We start from the raw sequence: 18,146 nt of genomic DNA, 5'->3' as shown, positions 1-18,146 counted from the left end.
TGGTGGTAACTACACAACTGCTTTTAACGCTTTGTTGTATTCAATTTCCAACTCACGTTTAAATTTTTCAATCTCTTCTGGTTTCATTCCCGGTTCTCCGGATGCGCAAATATCAGGCGTTTCTTCATTCAATATTCTTGTAGCCCTTGGCTGTTCCTTATACATTTCGTCATAATGAATAATTAGCATTCCTTCCAGTTCACAAGAAAAATCATAGATATCCTCTGGAGTATTTTCCAAAAAATCTTTGATATAATTCATTATTTTCTCAAACATTTTTCCATACCTCCTTCGGATTGTTTCTTCTCACAACAGATACAATATCTCCAGTTCCTTTATTTCTCACAATTAACAACTGTAATTCTTGAATAAAATAGATTTGCCTATCTTCTCCCTCTGCATAATTAGACTCACCTCTAATTATTTTTATCAGCATTTCTTCTGACACTTCCGGCAATCCAGGCTTATTCAATCGAGGAATTCGACTAAGTGCATGTACAGACATTATAATATTCTCTTTCGCGAACCTATCATATGCCTGTTTGGACTTACTTTTAAATTCTTCAGACCAATCTTTCTTGTTGATTTCAAGATATGTGGAAAACCTATTCTGAAGCTTTTTCCACTTCTCACTATCATTATATTTCACCTGACCAAACTTAGCAAGCGAACCTATGGAATCTCCAAGAACTTCTTTGTATCTCCGATACTGCGCAATATCTTTAGATGCATTCTTAATCATTTCTGGCGGGAACATGGCATTCTGCCATTTCGTGTTTGTCGCCACATGACCACGCATATCCAGATAAATACGCTCACGCTCTTCTGTAAGTCCCATCTTCCGGCAGAATCTGGAATACTCATTCAGCTGCCCCTGATACTTCGCCTTATGGAGGATGATCTCATCCCGATCAGCTTTACCGGTTTGCAACAACCGCACCTTCTCGCGCTGAGCACGCATAGCCACTTCCATCTGACGCTGTCTCTGCTTGGCTTCATACAAAGTATATTCTTTACCTAGGAACTCTCTTGGTTCATTTTGTTTTCGGTTCTGCTCTTCCAACCAATCATCTGTCCAGTTACGTTCGGATAATCCTGGAAAGAACAAATGATAAGTATGGTAGCAGTTAGCTCCCAGAAGTCCGGTCACGGTACCTAGCCCACAGACTGAATACAACTGCTCTTTCGACCAGACACGTCCCTGCCACACTGCATGAGTCGGACGTGCTCCCGCATGCCACTCCACTTCAAAATACTCTGTTCCAAGCTTCTGTGCGTTGTACTCAGATATCTTTCCGGTAATTTGACTGACTGCAGTCATGACCGCCCTTCTGGCAGCCACATCCACCCGATCAGCTCTTCCTGAAGCATAATCAATCTTCCGTAGTCCGCTGTTCGTGAGCTGCGTAACAGTCCGTCTCAGGACGCTGTTGTAATCAAATGCCCCAGATACAATATCCATACAAGCACTGTCCAGGTAATCGGCATAGACCTGTGATAATGGAGTGAGCACCTTCTTTCCACCATAATCCAGATAGAATCCCATCGATCTGGTGATATTCTCCATATCAGACAGGCTCTGTTCTATAATGGCGTCCGTGAGCTGCTGCAGTTGTTTGTTCTGTTCAAACGGTATGTACTTGACATTGATCTGTTCGTATACATCCTTATTCCGGACATATTCCCAGTTGATCACCTTGTCATACAACTCAAACATCTCCGGATATGATGCATTCAGCGCATCCTTAATACTTTTTTCAATATCCTCCGACGAATACCCGAGAATCCGCAATCTGTTAATCTGCCAGTCAGCTGTACTGGTGATCTCACCAGCTTTCTGAATTCTCCGGACAATATCCTGCATGATTCGTTCTTCCAGATCCTGATACTTACTGGCAATCTTGCTGACAACCTTATTCTTGTACTCGTCCCGCATACTACTCCATCACCTGATTCTGTTCTGGCAATTTCTTTGCTGCTTCCTCCAGTGTCTCTCCATACCATTTAGCCCGATATTCTGCATGACTCATTACTCCCATGCTGACATCCTGACGATCCCTGTTTCGCTCCGTCTCCTTGTCCTCAATGATGGAGTCATCGAAATCTATAACGATGTCGGTCTCCAGATTTAACGGGTTACGAAGCACGATTCCCAGACGGATGATAATTTGAATCAATTGCTTCATCGCATCTTCCAGAAGAATCTCATGCTTTTTGATCATGCGATACATATCTGAATTCTCTGATATGATCTCTGTAGCTGTTTTCACACCACTGCCACCGAACTGGTATCGATCCGTGCCAAATCCGCATTTCAATGACAAATAGTTCAGATCATCATTAATTGCCTTACTATGCTGCTCTGTACGAAGCGACATATCGACTTCTTTAAGCAATCCCTCTTTATTGTTATCATCTTCCGGCATACTGTAAAAAACACTGTCGCTCGGATCAAAAGCAGGTGATCCATCTTCATTCGTCAACAACTCTGGCTTTACGAAAATACGCTTTCTGCCAAGTTCGAACTCATTGCAGTAAGAATCGTATTCAATATCTAACTTCTTAAGTACATCAATGGAATTTGCAAAAATAGCCAGCCCCATTGGATTGCTTTCATCCGCATTATTTGTGATGTTCAGCCGATCAATAACAAACTGCGGATCCGCTGATCCCGTTTTCGTCTCCTTTGCAAGCGTTTTAAATGGCTTAAGCTGTTTCCATTCTTCCTCGCTGAGCTCCGTTCCTTCTGGACTTCCAGATTCACACCGAAGTACCACATTCCTGATCACATATTCCCCATTTTCCAATAAATGCGATTGCACCTGAACGTATTTCTTTCTGGCAACTGTATGTGGAAATGTGAAAATGCACTCTGTTACACGGGCATTATTCCAACTTACAGGATAGATATTTGGCGCATCCACATAATTAATCTGGATCGTTCCCGATAAGATCTCACCATCTTCTGTCACTTCCATATCATCCAGATATGGAATATATGCCACTGTACCGGTAAATGCTTTACGCTCCTGGTAATCATTCCCCATGACCAGAAAACGATTCTCTTCCAACACCTGCTGAACAAAATTGTGAGTCGTCTCATCACTCAGTGTAATCGTGACTCGCTCATTCAGAAGCAGATCCGCGATATCTTCACTCAACTTTTTAGCCATTCCCATGCTCTTTCGCTTGCATCGATTATATTTGCCTCGTCCTGTATACACCCTGTAAAAAGAGAAGCCTCGAACGCTCCCCCGATACCAAGATATCCATTCTGCTATCTTTCGATAGAACGCTGCATCTACCGTATCGATGCCAATTCTTTTAAAATAATTAAAGATATTCATCATCTCTCACCTCCTTGGTCAATATATCCGCTTTATCATCCTGCACTTCTCTTGGAAGCCAGTGTTTTAGTCTCTTCCAGGCACCCATAACCACATACCGGATAGCATCCATGCAGTGATCTGATTCTTTTACGGGTACTTCCTTACCCTTTTCTATCGACTTTTTGTCATACTCATAGGTACCGAACTCTCTGACCGCATTCTCCTGTTTCGGAGACACACTCATGATGTCAAAGCATAATGCCTTCTGCACCCGGCTGATACCGAGACCAACATCATTCTCCGCATCCCTGAGTATCACCTGATAATCCAGCCCAGTTCTGGTAGCACGCCGCACCTCTTCTGCCAGACCTTTTGCTGACGGATCAAGGAAAATATAAAAGACTCGGTTTTCATACAGTTCATGCAGATTATTCATGAACTCAACCAAGTCTTTCGCATATTCTGATGGGCTCTTCTGTTTGCCTGTCTCCCGGCCGCTGTGATAATATTCACCCAGACCAGGGAACTTCTGTCGGTAGCTGTCCAATCCAAATGCCTGGAACGTCGTTGCATTCTGCTGTCCATAGTCGCCACCGATGTAGATTCTGTCATATCTCCTGTCTGGATCCGGCTTCTGCCTGTGCCTGTCCCCAAACATGTAATAAATCAGCTCATCCACACCGACCGCTTCGCCAAGCCATACCCAACGATACATTTTCTCATCAGCCTGCTTCATAGCTTCTGCAGATGCAATCAGGTCCTGCCCCAGCCACTTGACCGGAACGTCCCTGTAATCCGTGTGAATGTGGATACAATCGTCACGCTTCTCCATCTTCTTGCACCACTGATTGATCGGTGCGTTTGGATTCTTCGGCGGGTTGTACAGATAGATCATCTGGAATCCGCTGCTATTACCTCGAACGAATGTCGCCTCGATATTGCTCAGCTCATCCTCACCTTCACCATCATCGAAGAACTCCGTCAACTCATCCAACACAACCAACTTGATCGGCTTATCCTCATCGATAATACCTTTTGTGTCATCGATACCGTCTGATCCGGAAAAGTAAATGGTCGTGCCGTATTTCTTGTACGTAATCTCCATTGGTGATTTCGTGATCGTGAATTTCTTCTTAGAAATCCCCAGACGATTGATCCCGCGGAGCATCTCCTTGTACACTGTCTTCCGAAGCTTATTGTGATGCTTACGAAGAACCACCGCTGAACCATGCGGCTCTGATACAATCTGATAATCTGTCCTGATAGCAGCATAGCTGGACTTTGTGCCAGCACGTCCGGAAGTCAGGATAATGTGCTTAATCTTCTTGTTGTTGAATATCTGCAAGTACTTCGGGATCACTATATCCGATATCTTCACCTGTTGGCGCATCGTTGACAATCGTCACACCGTCCTCTCCATCATCATTGCTACCATTCTGAATCCGCTCAGTATTAGCCTTTAACTGCACTATTCTGGCTTTCTGCTCCTCTGTCGCAAGATCCCAGTTCTTATGCAGCAGATCCTCATACCGGTTGATCATACCCTCCAATGTCTTCTGCGCCCTTGCCTGGGCTGACAGGAAGTTCGCCTGCTTGTCCCAGGCTTGCTGTACATCATATCCGGTAGCTTCACTTCCATCCAAGGTCATTTCCTTAGTTTTGTCATTCTGATCACGGACATACATGATCTTCTGCGCCCGGATAATGGCAGCATAAGCAATCTGTATCTGATCCCACAGGACATCCAGCGGATTCTTCGGCATCTCCTGAATGATCGACAATGTCTCTTCCGGAAGATACTTCGAAAAGAATCCGTGCTTCTCAGCGTTCTTGTTTTGTTCCGGTGCTCCGCTACCTTCGGCATTCTTGTTGCCTGGCTGACCCCCCTGCTTCCTTTTTCTGGATGCAACAGAGGGTGCACCCTGCGTATTTGAGAGTGCACCCCGTTTTTTTATCTCAGACCAGCCATACCGCTTAATCCAACTCTTTATCGTATTCAAACTGGTATCATACTTTTCCGCCAATTTCTTGGGCGGGATGCCAGACAAGTAATCTTTCTTAATCTGCTCTTTTACATCAGCCACATCACCACCGCTCTCTTCTTCGTTTGTTTTGTTGTATTAGAAAAGCACCCCCGTTTACCCTGAGTGCTTTTCATTTCTAATGTTTATAATTTCAACTAATGTACCGATACATATTTATCATATAAATCACGAAGTGATTCGAAATCTCCATTTTTAACATTATTCCACATAATTTTAAATGTGGAAAGTTTGTCTGTTTCCAATTTATACAACCAGTCCTGTTCATCTGTATAAAGAATTCCTTCATTTAATAAAAATTTCAAAATATCTTTCTTCTTTTCATTGTTGTTTACTATTCTATTATCTATAAAATCCATTTTTCTCGCTGGCGTATCTTTACTGTGTGATCTCAAGCAGCTAAATATGCGCCTAACAATATTAGAAAATTCTTCGTAAACCGAATAATCAAATTCAAATTTTCCATCATCCTTATATCCTAACAGTTTATAGTAATTTCCTAAATTGCTTGCCGATACACGCAAATTTGCCTTCTTATCCGTCTTGACTTCAAATCTTGGATTAATATTCGGCGTAATATTATTGAATTTTCCAGCTGTTAAAATACATTTTCCAGGAGAATAAGCTTCTATCAATATCTGTTCACTACTCCATATTAATTCATCACAAATAATAACCGAATTATTAATTCTAGCTTCACCAGCTACGCTTCCTACATACACCTTTCCTTCAATATCTATGTAGCAATTCGATAACTGACTAATATAGATTCCTTTATCTATGTTTGTTATAGCAAACTCTATATTCAGAGTTTCCTCACCATTTCTCATTAACACAAATTCTACGTAGCCTTCTTCTTTATCCCCACTTATACGCAAAGCACTGGAATCTCCTAATTGAGCATGCGCTTTAAAGGAATTATACATCAATGAAACTTGTTCACCTTTTACATTCCCACCAGAAAATAATTCAAAAAATTCTACAAGTAACTGTGATGGACAGTATTTTACATTTTGAGCAAAAAACTCATTTACAAAGTCAGATGTAGCTACCTCTGCAAGACCGTATGCAATTACATAATCTTTAAAAGCTGGACCAGTAAAATCATACACAACCCTGCTTTTTAAGTCTTTTGAACATATAAACGGATGTTGTGGTAACTGCGTATTTACAACTTCCAAATATTCATCACGATACTCAACTGGAATCTCCTTACTAATTTCAGCAAAAAGTGTTGAATCATCAAACAAAAGCATTCCTATAATACGATAAATCTGCTCTTCTCTGTTATATATTTCCTCCCATTTAATATCTATCTTATTTTTTGAAAATTTATTTTTTAATGCCTTAATAAATTTATTCTGTTCTCTATTTAATAAATCATCGAGAATCTTTACTATAATTGTACAATTTTTTTCTCCATTTGAAATAGACTGCAAGAGATTAACCGTATTTCTCTCTTTATTATATGAAGCAGCCAACGCATCTAAAACCGGCGCATATCCCAAGAATTCTTTTGCTCCATTTCTTGGGAAAATTCTATGTATTTCCTTGAACTGCTCTTCAATACATTCATTTACAACTGATGATATTTCCACATCACACTTTTCCAGTTTGTTTCTCATATATGTTTTAGAATTATATTCTTCAAAGTATCCCACTTCGTAATGACCATATGGGATATTATTTTTTTCGAAGAATTCCTTTATAAAGATTGCACTCTCAGTTCTTGCCAAAAGGATTGCACATGTATTATTACTACCACTCGTCACATTATTCAGATCTCTTAAAAAGAATTCTATTCCTGATCTTCCTGATCCAGCCTCAGCTTCGTCAAACGCATCTATAACCAGAAAATTTAATCCTTCTACTATACTTTGCATAAAATTACTTATATTTTCAAACCCGACCGCTTCTGTAATGGCTCCTTGAAAACTATATTCAGCAATTTTATTTTCTGGCAAATCCCAATAAATACCATTTTTAGTATGACAAATATATTTTGCCAACGCTGTCTTTCCCGTTGCACCTGGGGCTGAAAATAAAATAAACCTTGGATTAACATTTGTTTTTATATATGATGCGATAAAATTAGGCTCTACATATTTATATACATCTTGTCTGTATTCTTTTTCTTCAATGTAACGTATTGTTTTATAAGCAGGATTTAATTTAAATTGGTTTCCTTGCTTTTTCACTTTCACGAGTATACTATCTAAAGTCACTATGTTTTCCTCCATATCTCCGACTCTTTTATTCAAAGTATACTCCCAGTTACTGATCATGTCAAACTCCCCCTTATATGTAAGAATATTAATTAATATATTCATCTGCTAAACATAAAATGTCTTTTGGGTGGTTGTCATATGGAGTTTTTATAAGCCGCCGGTTTTCCGCCTTTGGCTCAAGTATTATTATAAATGTGCGTTCTGTGCTTTTTGTGCGTTTTTCAAAAAATCATCAATTTTTCTACTCACACGACTGCGATCCAAATGAATCTTCTTCGCCACATCCCTCTGTGTCACGTTCTTCCGTCCATCAATGTAATAGATCCGGAAGATTCTCCTGGTCACACTATCCGTGATTCCGCTCACAAAATCCTCAATCTCTTTGCATTCTGCTTCCAGTTTCTTCTTACGTCTGAGGTCTCTTTCCTGCAATCGGCTGTATTTCTCATAATCAAATCCCGTCACGCTCTGGGGCATCGGATATCCCTTGCTGTAATCAAATATCACATCATTCCCAATCATAGTATCTGATCGCCACCGATTCTCCAATACATAATCCAACTCCAGGATCTCCATCTTATTGCTCCGGTATGACTCCAGACGTTCTTTTGTCATCACTTCTTCCATCCGCATCACTCCCCCTTGCCGTATTTCCGTCTGATATACTCTGACGCACTCACACTCTGATATGCCGGTTTCCGGAAGTCTGCCAGAGCTTTCTCATCTGTCTTGGCTTCCAGACCGTCATAATGCTTCTTCTGAGCTATCTTCTGTTCTTTTTTTGTCTCTCTTCTTCCGCATCTACCACCACCCGCTTTCTTCGGTCTTGTGATCGGCATGAATGAATATCACCGGTCTGGTTCCGTCCGAACCATCGTTGATGATCTCCATCTCGCCTATGTAATTAAAATCCTCTGCCGTATCAAGATATACTGTTAAACTGACTTCGCCGCCCAACACCTCATCCACACGTTGTGATACCGCCTGTTTAAACTCCGCCGTATCCGTGATATCTTTCTTCTCAACAGTGATCGGCGTCGGCTCTGCCTGTTCCTGCTGGTCAGCACATCCGGTTAATGCCAGAGATGCCATCAGGATGGTTAATGCTCTATTGATTCTATTCATTGTCTACCTCGCCCTTTCCACACTTTTTCCACACATCCACGATGTAAAAATATCTCAGTGCCCCGTCTTGTTTTTATGTATTCGATTGTTTCAAGATCGTCGTCCTCCCGGATGGCTTCATTACATCCGGGACAGCTAACAAGTGCCTTATGCTTTTCCGCCCATTTTTCTATCATGCTTTTTTTCTTTGCCTCGCTTAAGTGCATCACTTTACACCTCCTGTCGTATCTTCCGGATTCTTGCTTTCAGACTCTCCATGACCCAGTTCTGCACATCGTCCTTCTTCTCCAGAGCCAGCATAACGTCCTCGTCTCTTGTCCCACTGCTCACCAGATGATGGATAATTACTTTTTCCTCCTGCCCCTGCCTGTGCAGTCGTTTATTTGCCTGGGTATATAATTCATAATTCCATGTCAATCCGAACCAGATCACATGGTTCCCGCCCTGCTGCAGGTTCAAACCGTAGGCACTGCTTGCCGGGTGTGTCAGCAGCACATCGACCTCATGACGGTTCCAGGCATCCTCGTCTTCTGTCGTGTGCAACTCTCTCACCCGGAGGTTCAGTTTGCTCAGTGCTTTCAATATCCGTGTCCTGTCGTGCTGGAAATTATAAAATACCAGGACTGATTTTCCCTGCAGGCTCTCGATCAGCTCCAGAAAGGCCTCGATCTTGCAGCCATGAATTTCATGTACCTCGTGGTCCTCATCGTAGATCGCACCATTCGACAACTGTAACAATTTATTACTCAAAGCTGCTGCACTTGTAACACTGATCTCTTCTTCGTCTTCCGGAAGTGCCAGGACCATTTTTCGCTCCAGCTCTTTATAAGCTTTCTCTGCTTTCGTGTCCAAAGTCACCGGCACCTGATGATAAATGATATCTGGAAGCTGCAGGTAATCCTCAGCCTTCATGCTGATACAGATGTCTGATATCTTGGACAGGATGCTCTCCTCCGTTCCCGGCTTTGCTTTGTAATTATAAATAACATTCTGTCCCCGGTCTCCCGGATCAAAGTATCTCTCCCGGAACTGTGTATATCTCTTACCAAGTCTCTCACCGCCATCCAGCAAAAATATTTGACTCCAAAGATCTTCCAGCCCATTCGGTGACGGGGTTCCTGTCAGTTCCACCATCCGGTTGATGTGGCTTCCCATGCTTGCCAGTGCCTTGAACCTTTTCGCATTATGACTCTTGAACGAGGAAGATTCATCCACAACCACCATGTCGAATGGCCATGTCTGTTTGTAATAATCCACCAGCCAGCACACATTCTCCCGGTTGATGATATAAATATCTGCCGGCGTATTTAACGCCCGGATCCTTTTTGTCTGGCTTCCAAGAACTTGAGATACCCGAAGCATTTTCGTGTGCTCCCATTTATCCTTTTCCTTCGTCCAGGTTCCCTCTGCCACTTTCTTCGGTGCAATCACCAGAACCTTTCTGACCTGAAAGCGATTGTATTTCAGTTCTTTCACCGCTGTCAGTGTAGTGACTGTTTTTCCAAGCCCCATGTCAAGAAATAATCCGATCTTGTTGATCTCTATGATCTTCTGGATGCAGTGCGCCTGATAGGCATGAGGTTTAAATTCCATGTCGCATCTCCTCCAGAAATCTTTCCACGTCTCTCAACCCATACAGCACCCGGACGTCCTGACCTAAATTTCTGAGTCTCTTGATCTGCACTTTCTGCAGGTCGGATAATCTTCCGTACTCTGTCTTCAGTTCGATAAATTTAGGCACTCTTTGCGGAAAAACCACGATCCTATCCGGCACCCCATCGTTGCCAGGGCTGACGAACTTATACGCCCTGCCTCCCAGCTTTCTTACACCGTCCACCAGTTTTTTCTCTATCTCGCGCTCTAGCATTTAACATCCCTCCTGTTACTGTTCCTCGCGTACACACGTATATGTACCCCTGTATTATGTGCGTTATATACGCCATGTACGTTTTTTATTATTTATTTTTATCTTCATATATAAATAATGGCAACATTGGTAACATTACATTAAAAATCCTTTGTTTTCGGGGGTTTTCTTGTTGCTGAATCCGTTACACTTTTCATTTTCATCGGAAACATTGGCAACACCCCTATTTTTTGCCCGTTGCCGTGTTGCCATTAAGTTGCCATCAATTTTCTGCTATGGCAACGCTTTTGGCAACAGGCTCAAACCCTTTCTGGATTCCATGTGGTCCATATCTTCTCTTAGAACGATTGGGTTTCCACCCTCGCATGCTCCCCAAAATCTGGTTGATCTCCCTGCTGTCCATCCGTTTCATGTACTTTGCCTCACCGCCGAAGCACTCCGTCCATATCTCCAAAGCGCACACCTTATCCCGGTCTACAAGCTCTGTCTTTTCATCCAGATGCAGATTCCCATTCCAGTACTGCTTTCTCTGAAACAGACTCAAAGAGTCCCAGTTTGACGGTATCTTACGTTCCAGAAATTCGCGGATGATGCCTTCCTTTCCAGAGGACTCCCTGTGGCTCTCCTGCATCTCTGCAGCCATCTCTTCCTCTTCTTTGGACATATATAAGGGCTCTCCCATTTTCCAGTACATGTAGGCTTCTGCCCATATCTGATCCACTTCCTGCGGGAGATCATTCCACACAGATTTCTTTGCCGGATGCACCCCGACATCCACCGGCCAGAACCGGCGGTTTCCCGTCATATCCTTTAAGAATTCTTCTTCATTGCTGGTGCCGAAGAATACACACCGTCTGGGATATTTATTCGTCCTGCGCCCGTAAGCAGCGCGGTAGATATCATCCGTCTTACTCAGGAACTGCTTGACGGCATTCGTCTCCTGCTTCGTCATGGCTGTCAGTTCCCCTACCTCGTTGATCCAGGTTCCCTGTATCAGCTCTGCGGATTCCTTCCCTTCAAAACTGGTCAGTGAATCCGAAAACCATTCTTTCCCAAGGATACTGAGGAATGTACTCTTTCCGATCCCCTGTGGACCTGTAAAGATTGGCATGTAATCATATTTCACTGCACCTACTATGGCTCTTGCTACTGCAGCACACAGGGATTTCCTCATGACTGCATGTGTATAAAGGTTATCCTCTGCACCCAGATAATCCGACAACAGGGTATCGATACGTTTTTTACCGTCCCAGGTCAGACTCTTCAGGTACTCTTTTACATCATTGATCCTGTTCTGGCTGCTTACGATCAGCAGTGCACTGTCCAGCTTATCCCTTCCAGTGATTCCGTAAAACAACTCCATATAGTTATAGAATCCTGCATCGTCTTCGTCTCTCCATCTGCGCTTCCCATCCTCTTTGCTCCACGGAACCTTTCCAAGGATAAGCCCGCAGCTGGCGAACTCGTCTGTCACGATCTTTCCCTTTAACAGGGGATCATTTTCCAATACCAGTACAGCATTATTGATCGTCTTTGCTATTTTACCGTTTCCATCTCTTGCCAGACGGTCCAGCCATGCAAGATCCAAATCTTCTGAATTGTCAGCGTTGTCATAGGCATCCTGTGCCTTCTCAAAGGTCTCTTTCGCCAATAATGCGGACACTGCCTTATCATTGCTCGCAAGTCTTGTCATCGCCATAAAAGACGGCATTTTACTGTTCGGTGTTCCTTCTTTTGCCTCCTGGTCTAGATCACCAAATTTATGCAGTCGGATCAGGTCAAATGCATTGACTAGTAATCCGGAGCATGGATCCGTTGCATGGTGGCTGTACAGAAACAAATCCCCGTCATACACGACAGCTCCGCCAACGGTAGATCCTCCGGTATAGGTATATCTGCCCTCTACATCCGTAGCATCATACATTCCCGGAATGAATTTCTCCATTGCCTCGGTAATACTGTACGTCCGGCAGAATGCACCGATGACACCTTTCTTTTCGGTCGGGTTCTCCTGCTTTGCAAGTCTGCGTCTTTCTACAGCATCCGTTCCCGGCACCTGTGGCCACTGGGAAATATCTGTCCAATCCCCATACATCTGAAGGAGTCCCTGCAGACTGCAGAACGGGCGGTCATACACTTCACAGATATACTCACTGTCCTTGCAGCAGCTTGGCCAGTACATCAGTCTCGCAACATCAAACGTTGTCGGATCACAGAATTCCATTCCGATCAGGGACGCAAGCTTTCTTGCTGCTGGCTCATACTCATCCGCACTGGCGGTCGTATCCAGTGGCACGACCACCCTTAATCTCGGTTTATAGCCACAATGCTTTCTGGTACTGTAAACAACAGCGTTGCATCCTAATCCGGCTACTCGCTTCAGTATGTCCTCTGTCTTTCCTGTCGGTATATTATCCAAATCCAGTGTCAGAAGGTCTCTTCCCTCAACGTACGCTGCCTTTCTTATATCTCCTGCAAACGTACCGCCTACAAATCCTCCCACATCTTTTAACTCATCCTGCTTTACCTTCGCATAATTCAGATATTCATCCAGAGATTCCGTACTGCGGACCGGAGTCTTCAATTTTTCCACAAACTCCGCCCATGTAAGCTCCGTTCTCGGCCAGTGTTTTGTTTTTCTTGTTCCTGCCATGCTGATCAGCAGAGTTCTGTTATTTTCCACCTTACGGCCTCCTAGTCTTTCTTATAATAGTTACTCTCAAATCCTGCACCTTTCAGGATCAGCCCCGGCGCCCACGGCATCGGGACTGCCATCAAGTCACAGATCTCTTCCACAGTCGTATCCATCGGTGCATCAATGATTACTTCATCGTGCACATGGAATACCACCTGTAGTCCTTTGGCATCAATTCTTCTCAACGTCTCCGCCAGACAGTCTCTTGCGATCGCCTGTACGATATTCTCAGTCATCTTACCGCCATAGGTAGATGTCACTTCCCATTTCCTTGTCTGCTGTCCGACTGTGTAATAATGGATCGCCATCTTGCCAAACTGGTTCTCTTTCAAAAACGGTCTGGGATAATATAACTTCCGTCCGCTTGGCAGCTGAACTGTCAAAAAATTCTGTCCATATACGATATCACTCTCAACATTAAAGATCAGATTGTATATTGCTTGTGGCTGTGCTGTCCGCATAGCTGCAAGTGCTGCCTCTTCAACTGCATACCACAGATCCCTGATCCTTGGATTTGCATTTCTCCATCTATGTACGATATCCGGAAGTTCTTCTTCTGACAGCCCCATATCCAGAGCCCCCATGGCGATCAGCGCATTTGATCCACCCTGATACCCAAGGGCAAGTGTCGCCACCTTTCCTTTTTGGCGCAGTGAATATTCCGGATTTCCTTTCACTATCTTTTCTATTGGTACATGAAACATCTGCGAAGCTGTGGCTTCATAGATCTTTCCGTGGGTAGCAAACACTTCATTTACCCATGTCTCTCCTGCCAGCCACGCTATCACCCTCGCTTCGATTGCCGAAAAATCGGCAACCACGAATTTGTTCCCCTGTGACGGGATAAATGCTGTCCGGATAAGCTGTGACAGCGTATCCGGCACATTCCCGTATAAGAGCTTGATTCCGTCATAGTTTTGAGCCTTTACAAGTTTTCTTGCATAATCTAGGGACTTGATATAATTTCTCGGAAGGTTCTGCATCTGCACCAATCGTCCCGCCCATCGTCCTGTCCGGTTCGCGCCATAATACTGTGTAAGTCCTCGCACTCTGTCATCGTTTCCTTTCGCTACGTCCATAGCCACATACTTTTTGATTGACGTCTTTCCAAGTTGCTGCCTGATTTCCAGCGCCCGTCTCACATTGTCCGGAAGATCATCAGCTAACTTTTCTGTTACAGTCGCCTTCTGTAGGTTGTCCATTTCCACCCCGTGTTTATGGATCCAGTCCAGTAACTGTGTGGAGCTATTCGGGTTATTCAGTCCCGTTATTTCTTTCGCTTCTGTCTCAAGAAGAATTGTACTTTGCTCATTGACCTGTAGAGCACCCCGGATCAGTTCTGAATCCACCTTTATCCCAAAAGCGTTCATGCGAATATCCATCTGCCACAGTTTCTCTTCCTCTTCCGGAACAGGAAATGCATTCAGTCTTGCGAGAATCGCACTCTCCGTTATAACATCCTGCCGGCAGTACTCTTTGAACAGTTCCCACTTTTCCGGAGCATGCTTTGGCAGGTTCCAGATACGGTTACCGTTGTTCTTCGTTGGTCTGCATGGTGTACAAAAATACCGAATCAGCGCCTTGCCTGTCGTTAGTTTTCTCTTATCCTGCGGGAGACCGATAGCCTTTCCTGTCGCATCAAGTCCGGCTGTATATCCGCAATATAAGCCGTGGATCATCGTGCATTTCCATTGTTCTAAAGGAGTCGTGTAACCGGCACGGTTCAGGCAGTACCACTCAAATGCGGCATTATAAGCGTGTTTCACAACATCTCGATTTTCCAAATCACCCAACACCATATCTGGCATTTTCTCACCAAGTGCCAAATCAATGATCTGGACATCTCCGCCGTCATAGCGATACGCAAATAAAAGAATCTCAAAATCCTCCGACTGTGCGTATCTGTATAATCCGGCTTTTCCGATATCTACGCTGCTTTTTGTTTCGATGTCTATGCTTAAATGTTTCACAATGTTCTCCTTCTGCTAATGGGAGAGGTCGGTATGACCTCCCTCTCTACATAGGCAATCCTGTGATCGGATTGATTCTCTGTGTACCGCCAGCAACATGCTGTGGTGCTCCTGTTCCGAATGCGGCAGATGCTTTCGGCATGCTTCCTCCAAGCACCTCTCCATCTTCCAGTTTTTGTACCGGTCCCAGTCCGCATCCGATTCCTTTCTTTCCTCCGAACATATATGGGAAAAATGTTACATTCACACGTCCATACATTCCGCTGTATACCTCTGACTGATTAATGATCGGATTCCCCACAGCATCCACAATCTCTGGCGGATAATCCGCTTTGGAGGACGCCGTGAACACCCAGTGCCCTTTGCATTCAGGACCAAACTCCATTCCATCTGATGGTCTCACCCCATCCCCATCATAGACCGGAGTTGGAATGATCGGTGGACAAATACCATTCCATTTCTCGGCAGTTCCCTTCTGCTTAGCAGCTTCAATCGCAGCATCGATTCTTGCCTTCGTATCAACATCCGTCTTCGGTATCAGCACTGTTACCGAATATTTTTCCTCCTGCCCCTGCTGATATGCGTAAGGCTTAAATAAATGTACAAACGAAAATCTCACTTTTCCTGTAGTTACATTGCATAAATTATTCATATTACTTTTCCTCCTCAAATGCCTGTTCGGCTGTCACTCTATTCGTAATTGCTTCTCTTTTATCTGATTCTTTTACTAAGGTCGGCTTTCCAGATTTCTTTACGACAAATTCTCCGACCGCATCCTGAAATTCCTTTTTACCGATCAGTTTTTCTACCTGAGCCAGAGTCAATGGCTTTTTCTCGTATAGCATTTCCTCCGGCGTTATTCCGGTTTTGATCAACTTATCAAAAGCATCATCCATATCCGTCCAGTCTCTTGTGCTTCTTCCTTCTACGGCTTTCCATCCAGGAACATCCTTTCCGGCAAGGCACTCACTCAATGCCCAGTCCTGTAGATCCTTCTGGTACTTGACCACATCCTGAAGCTCCAGAAGCCTTTTTCCGGCTTCCTCTGCGCTGATCAGCGGTGGTAACTCTCCGATATTAAATGCTTTCTTCACGTTATGGTCAGATCTTGCCCGGCACTGTGCCTTCGCCCTGCAGAACCGGCAGGCTTTTTCATCCGGATGATAATCACCCTTTCCTTCCATCGCAAGCATTGCTTTTGATCTTGCCTCTTCTCCAAAAGCTAATAATTCCTCCAGGGTACAAGTCCACTCTGAGATATGATCGATACGCGGCTGTATGATCGTCATCTTGATCTGCGCTATCGGATACAGCATTTTATATGCCCTGTAAGCCCCTAACGCATATAACATCATCTGAGGATTCTGCTCCGCGTCCACCTGCACTCCCTTTCCATATTTGAAATCAAATACGTGCACCGTGTTTCCATACACCATCACACAGTCTGCAGTACCGAATCCTTCCGGAATCCAGTCACTCAAATCCAGACGCTGTTCTATGGCAACATATGGTGGAGCTCCCAGACCAAGCGCTGTAACCCTTAACATATCCAGATATTCATCAGTGTACCGTTCCATCTCATCCTTCCAGAGATCCTCTTTTTTCAGCTTGTTGACTCTGGTCGTGTATTTTTTCTTTCCAAAATCCGGAGTATAGAAATAATGTCGTACCTTTAACTCTGCCAGTTCATGGGCCAGTGTACCTTCTTTGGCTGCTTCTGATGTAGAATCCGGAAACTGTTCCTCCAGCTTCGCGCTCGGTGTGCACACAAGCCACCGATGTGCACCTGATGCACTTAACAGTGCATGTGCTCTTTCTGCATGTCCCATTAGATATTTGCCCCCATTCCTCTAAGCGCAGTTGCAAAGTTTCCATACAGATTCTTCGGAAGTGCAGGAAGTGCCTCCACGCCATAGCTTGCCAGAAGCTCCTGTAACTGTGACTGCATGCCCTTGTCCATCAAAGTCATTGCGGCATTTGCCAGTTCATCCAGTGTGTATGTACGTTCTGTGGTCGGTACAGGCGTTACTGGTGGCTGAATTGGCGCTGTTGGCACTGTCTGCACAGGTGCCTGTCCTGTTGTTATTGGCATTACTGGTGCCGCCGGGGCTGGCTGTGAAACGGGTACGCTCTGTGTCTGTGCCGGTACCTCCTTACTATCTGCGCTGACTGGTGCATTCTTTGTACCAAGAAGCTCCTCTGCAAAAGTCTTCATTTCCTCGTAACTGTCAAATGTAACTGTAATCTGTGCCATTATGCTTTACCTCCTAATTTTTCAAGCCCCACACGGGCAATATGTATGAATTCATCCTCTGTAAGGCTGATTCCTTTTGTCATCCTGGTGTGATCATCCGACCATCCCCGGATATCAAATTTTACTGGTTTTCCATACCAACTGATCAGATTCAGTTCTTTATGATAAATATCTGAGTCATTCTCTTTTGGTAAAGTCAGAATATTTTCTTTGATCTCATAATTATTTGCTGTCATTACTTCTGCTCCTTCTCAACACTGGAAAATCGCGTAACATCTTATCCATCCACTGCTCCGAATCCCTTTCTCCAAATCCAGTCATGTTCTCACCAAGTGATATTGCAAAGATCACATCCCCGGCTATGACCTGTCCATGAATCTGGTAGCCATAGAAATGAGATGCCACCACATTGATTGGAAGGTTTTTAATCAGTCCCTCCTCATCCACCAGCATGAGTACTGATGTTTTAAAATACTCATGCATAACTCCAGTAAGTACACTCTCTGCATACCCTCCAAGTTCCTTCTTAATGCTTTTATAATCATTAAGATCCACATCGACAATTAAAATCTCATTGTTAGTTGTTATCTTTAATGTCTTCACTTTTGTCTCCTTATCCGTTATAATAAAGTTGAC

General features: G+C 43.9%; 18 protein-coding genes. All 18 read right to left on the bottom strand.

The annotated features are described in order from the left end of the window. Positions 1-9 precede the first annotated feature (9 nt). The 18 genes from DWZ93_RS10275 to DWZ93_RS10185 all read right to left on the bottom strand — a co-directional run bounded on the left by DWZ93_RS10275 (position 10) and on the right by DWZ93_RS10185 (position 18,113). Positions 10-276, bottom strand: coding sequence for a hypothetical protein (locus tag DWZ93_RS10275; protein ID WP_118145225.1), 267 nt, complete (start codon positions 274-276; stop codon positions 10-12). Continuing rightward, positions 269-1,936, bottom strand: a complete 1,668-nt coding sequence (locus DWZ93_RS10270) for a phage minor capsid protein (protein ID WP_118452864.1) — start codon at positions 1,934-1,936, stop codon at positions 269-271. The genes DWZ93_RS10275 and DWZ93_RS10270 overlap by 8 nt, the downstream gene beginning before the upstream one ends. 1 nt (position 1,937) lies before the next feature. Further along, positions 1,938-3,350 carry a phage portal protein gene (locus DWZ93_RS10265; protein WP_243061266.1) on the bottom strand — a complete coding sequence of 471 codons (1,413 nt, stop codon included), beginning with the start codon at positions 3,348-3,350 and terminating at the stop codon, positions 1,938-1,940. Further along, positions 3,334-4,707, bottom strand: coding sequence for a PBSX family phage terminase large subunit (locus tag DWZ93_RS10260; protein WP_243061264.1), 1,374 nt, complete (start codon positions 4,705-4,707; stop codon positions 3,334-3,336). Before DWZ93_RS10260 ends, DWZ93_RS10265 begins: the two co-directional genes overlap by 17 nt. Beyond that, positions 4,646-5,413, bottom strand: coding sequence for a phage terminase small subunit (gene terS, locus DWZ93_RS10255; RefSeq protein ID WP_118452862.1), 768 nt, complete (start codon positions 5,411-5,413; stop codon positions 4,646-4,648). The genes DWZ93_RS10260 and terS overlap by 62 nt, the downstream gene beginning before the upstream one ends. 95 nt (positions 5,414-5,508) lie before the next feature. After that, complete coding sequence (locus DWZ93_RS10250) at positions 5,509-7,656, bottom strand: hypothetical protein (protein ID WP_118452861.1); 2,148 nt, start codon at positions 7,654-7,656, stop codon at positions 5,509-5,511. A 129-nt stretch (positions 7,657-7,785) separates the two neighbouring features. Then, positions 7,786-8,226 carry a hypothetical protein gene (locus tag DWZ93_RS10245; RefSeq protein ID WP_118452887.1) on the bottom strand — a complete coding sequence of 147 codons (441 nt, stop codon included), beginning with the start codon at positions 8,224-8,226 and terminating at the stop codon, positions 7,786-7,788. A 5-nt stretch (positions 8,227-8,231) separates the two neighbouring features. Beyond that, complete coding sequence (locus tag DWZ93_RS10240; protein WP_118452860.1) at positions 8,232-8,438, bottom strand: hypothetical protein; 207 nt, start codon at positions 8,436-8,438, stop codon at positions 8,232-8,234. Further along, on the bottom strand, positions 8,401-8,724 hold the full coding sequence (locus DWZ93_RS10235) for a hypothetical protein (RefSeq protein ID WP_118452859.1): 324 nt from the start codon (positions 8,722-8,724) through the stop codon (positions 8,401-8,403). Before DWZ93_RS10235 ends, DWZ93_RS10240 begins: the two co-directional genes overlap by 38 nt. Positions 8,725-8,934: 210 nt before the next feature. After that, on the bottom strand, positions 8,935-10,317 hold the full coding sequence (locus tag DWZ93_RS10225; protein WP_118452857.1) for a DEAD/DEAH box helicase: 1,383 nt from the start codon (positions 10,315-10,317) through the stop codon (positions 8,935-8,937). Next, complete coding sequence (locus DWZ93_RS10220; RefSeq protein ID WP_118452856.1) at positions 10,307-10,591, bottom strand: VRR-NUC domain-containing protein; 285 nt, start codon at positions 10,589-10,591, stop codon at positions 10,307-10,309. The genes DWZ93_RS10225 and DWZ93_RS10220 overlap by 11 nt, the downstream gene beginning before the upstream one ends. 262 nt (positions 10,592-10,853) lie before the next feature. Then, positions 10,854-13,274, bottom strand: coding sequence for a virulence-associated E family protein (locus DWZ93_RS10215; protein WP_118452855.1), 2,421 nt, complete (start codon positions 13,272-13,274; stop codon positions 10,854-10,856). Positions 13,275-13,285: 11 nt separating this feature from the next. Continuing rightward, entirely contained in the window at positions 13,286-15,256 is a 1,971-nt protein-coding gene (locus DWZ93_RS10210) for a DNA polymerase (RefSeq protein WP_330421766.1), read from the bottom strand. 46 nt (positions 15,257-15,302) lie between these two features. After that, positions 15,303-15,908: a DUF2815 family protein gene (locus DWZ93_RS10205; RefSeq protein ID WP_118452853.1), complete on the bottom strand. Its 606-nt coding sequence runs from the start codon at positions 15,906-15,908 to the stop codon at positions 15,303-15,305. 1 nt (position 15,909) lies between these two features. Further along, positions 15,910-17,085 carry a DUF2800 domain-containing protein gene (locus DWZ93_RS10200; RefSeq protein WP_118452852.1) on the bottom strand — a complete coding sequence of 392 codons (1,176 nt, stop codon included), beginning with the start codon at positions 17,083-17,085 and terminating at the stop codon, positions 15,910-15,912. Beyond that, complete coding sequence (locus DWZ93_RS10195; RefSeq protein WP_118452851.1) at positions 17,085-17,510, bottom strand: hypothetical protein; 426 nt, start codon at positions 17,508-17,510, stop codon at positions 17,085-17,087. The genes DWZ93_RS10200 and DWZ93_RS10195 overlap by 1 nt, the downstream gene beginning before the upstream one ends. Beyond that, positions 17,510-17,746: a YdbC family protein gene (locus DWZ93_RS10190; protein ID WP_118452850.1), complete on the bottom strand. Its 237-nt coding sequence runs from the start codon at positions 17,744-17,746 to the stop codon at positions 17,510-17,512. The genes DWZ93_RS10195 and DWZ93_RS10190 overlap by 1 nt, the downstream gene beginning before the upstream one ends. Next, positions 17,733-18,113, bottom strand: coding sequence for a DUF3846 domain-containing protein (locus tag DWZ93_RS10185; protein ID WP_158574308.1), 381 nt, complete (start codon positions 18,111-18,113; stop codon positions 17,733-17,735). The genes DWZ93_RS10190 and DWZ93_RS10185 overlap by 14 nt, the downstream gene beginning before the upstream one ends. Positions 18,114-18,146: the final 33 nt, after the last annotated feature.

It is taken from the genome of Dorea sp. AF36-15AT (assembly GCF_003477705.1).
GTDB lineage: Bacteria > Bacillota > Clostridia > Lachnospirales > Lachnospiraceae > Claveliimonas > Claveliimonas ammoniilytica.
Note: the sequence above shows the minus strand (reverse complement) of the source record. Positions and strands in the feature narration are given on the sequence as shown.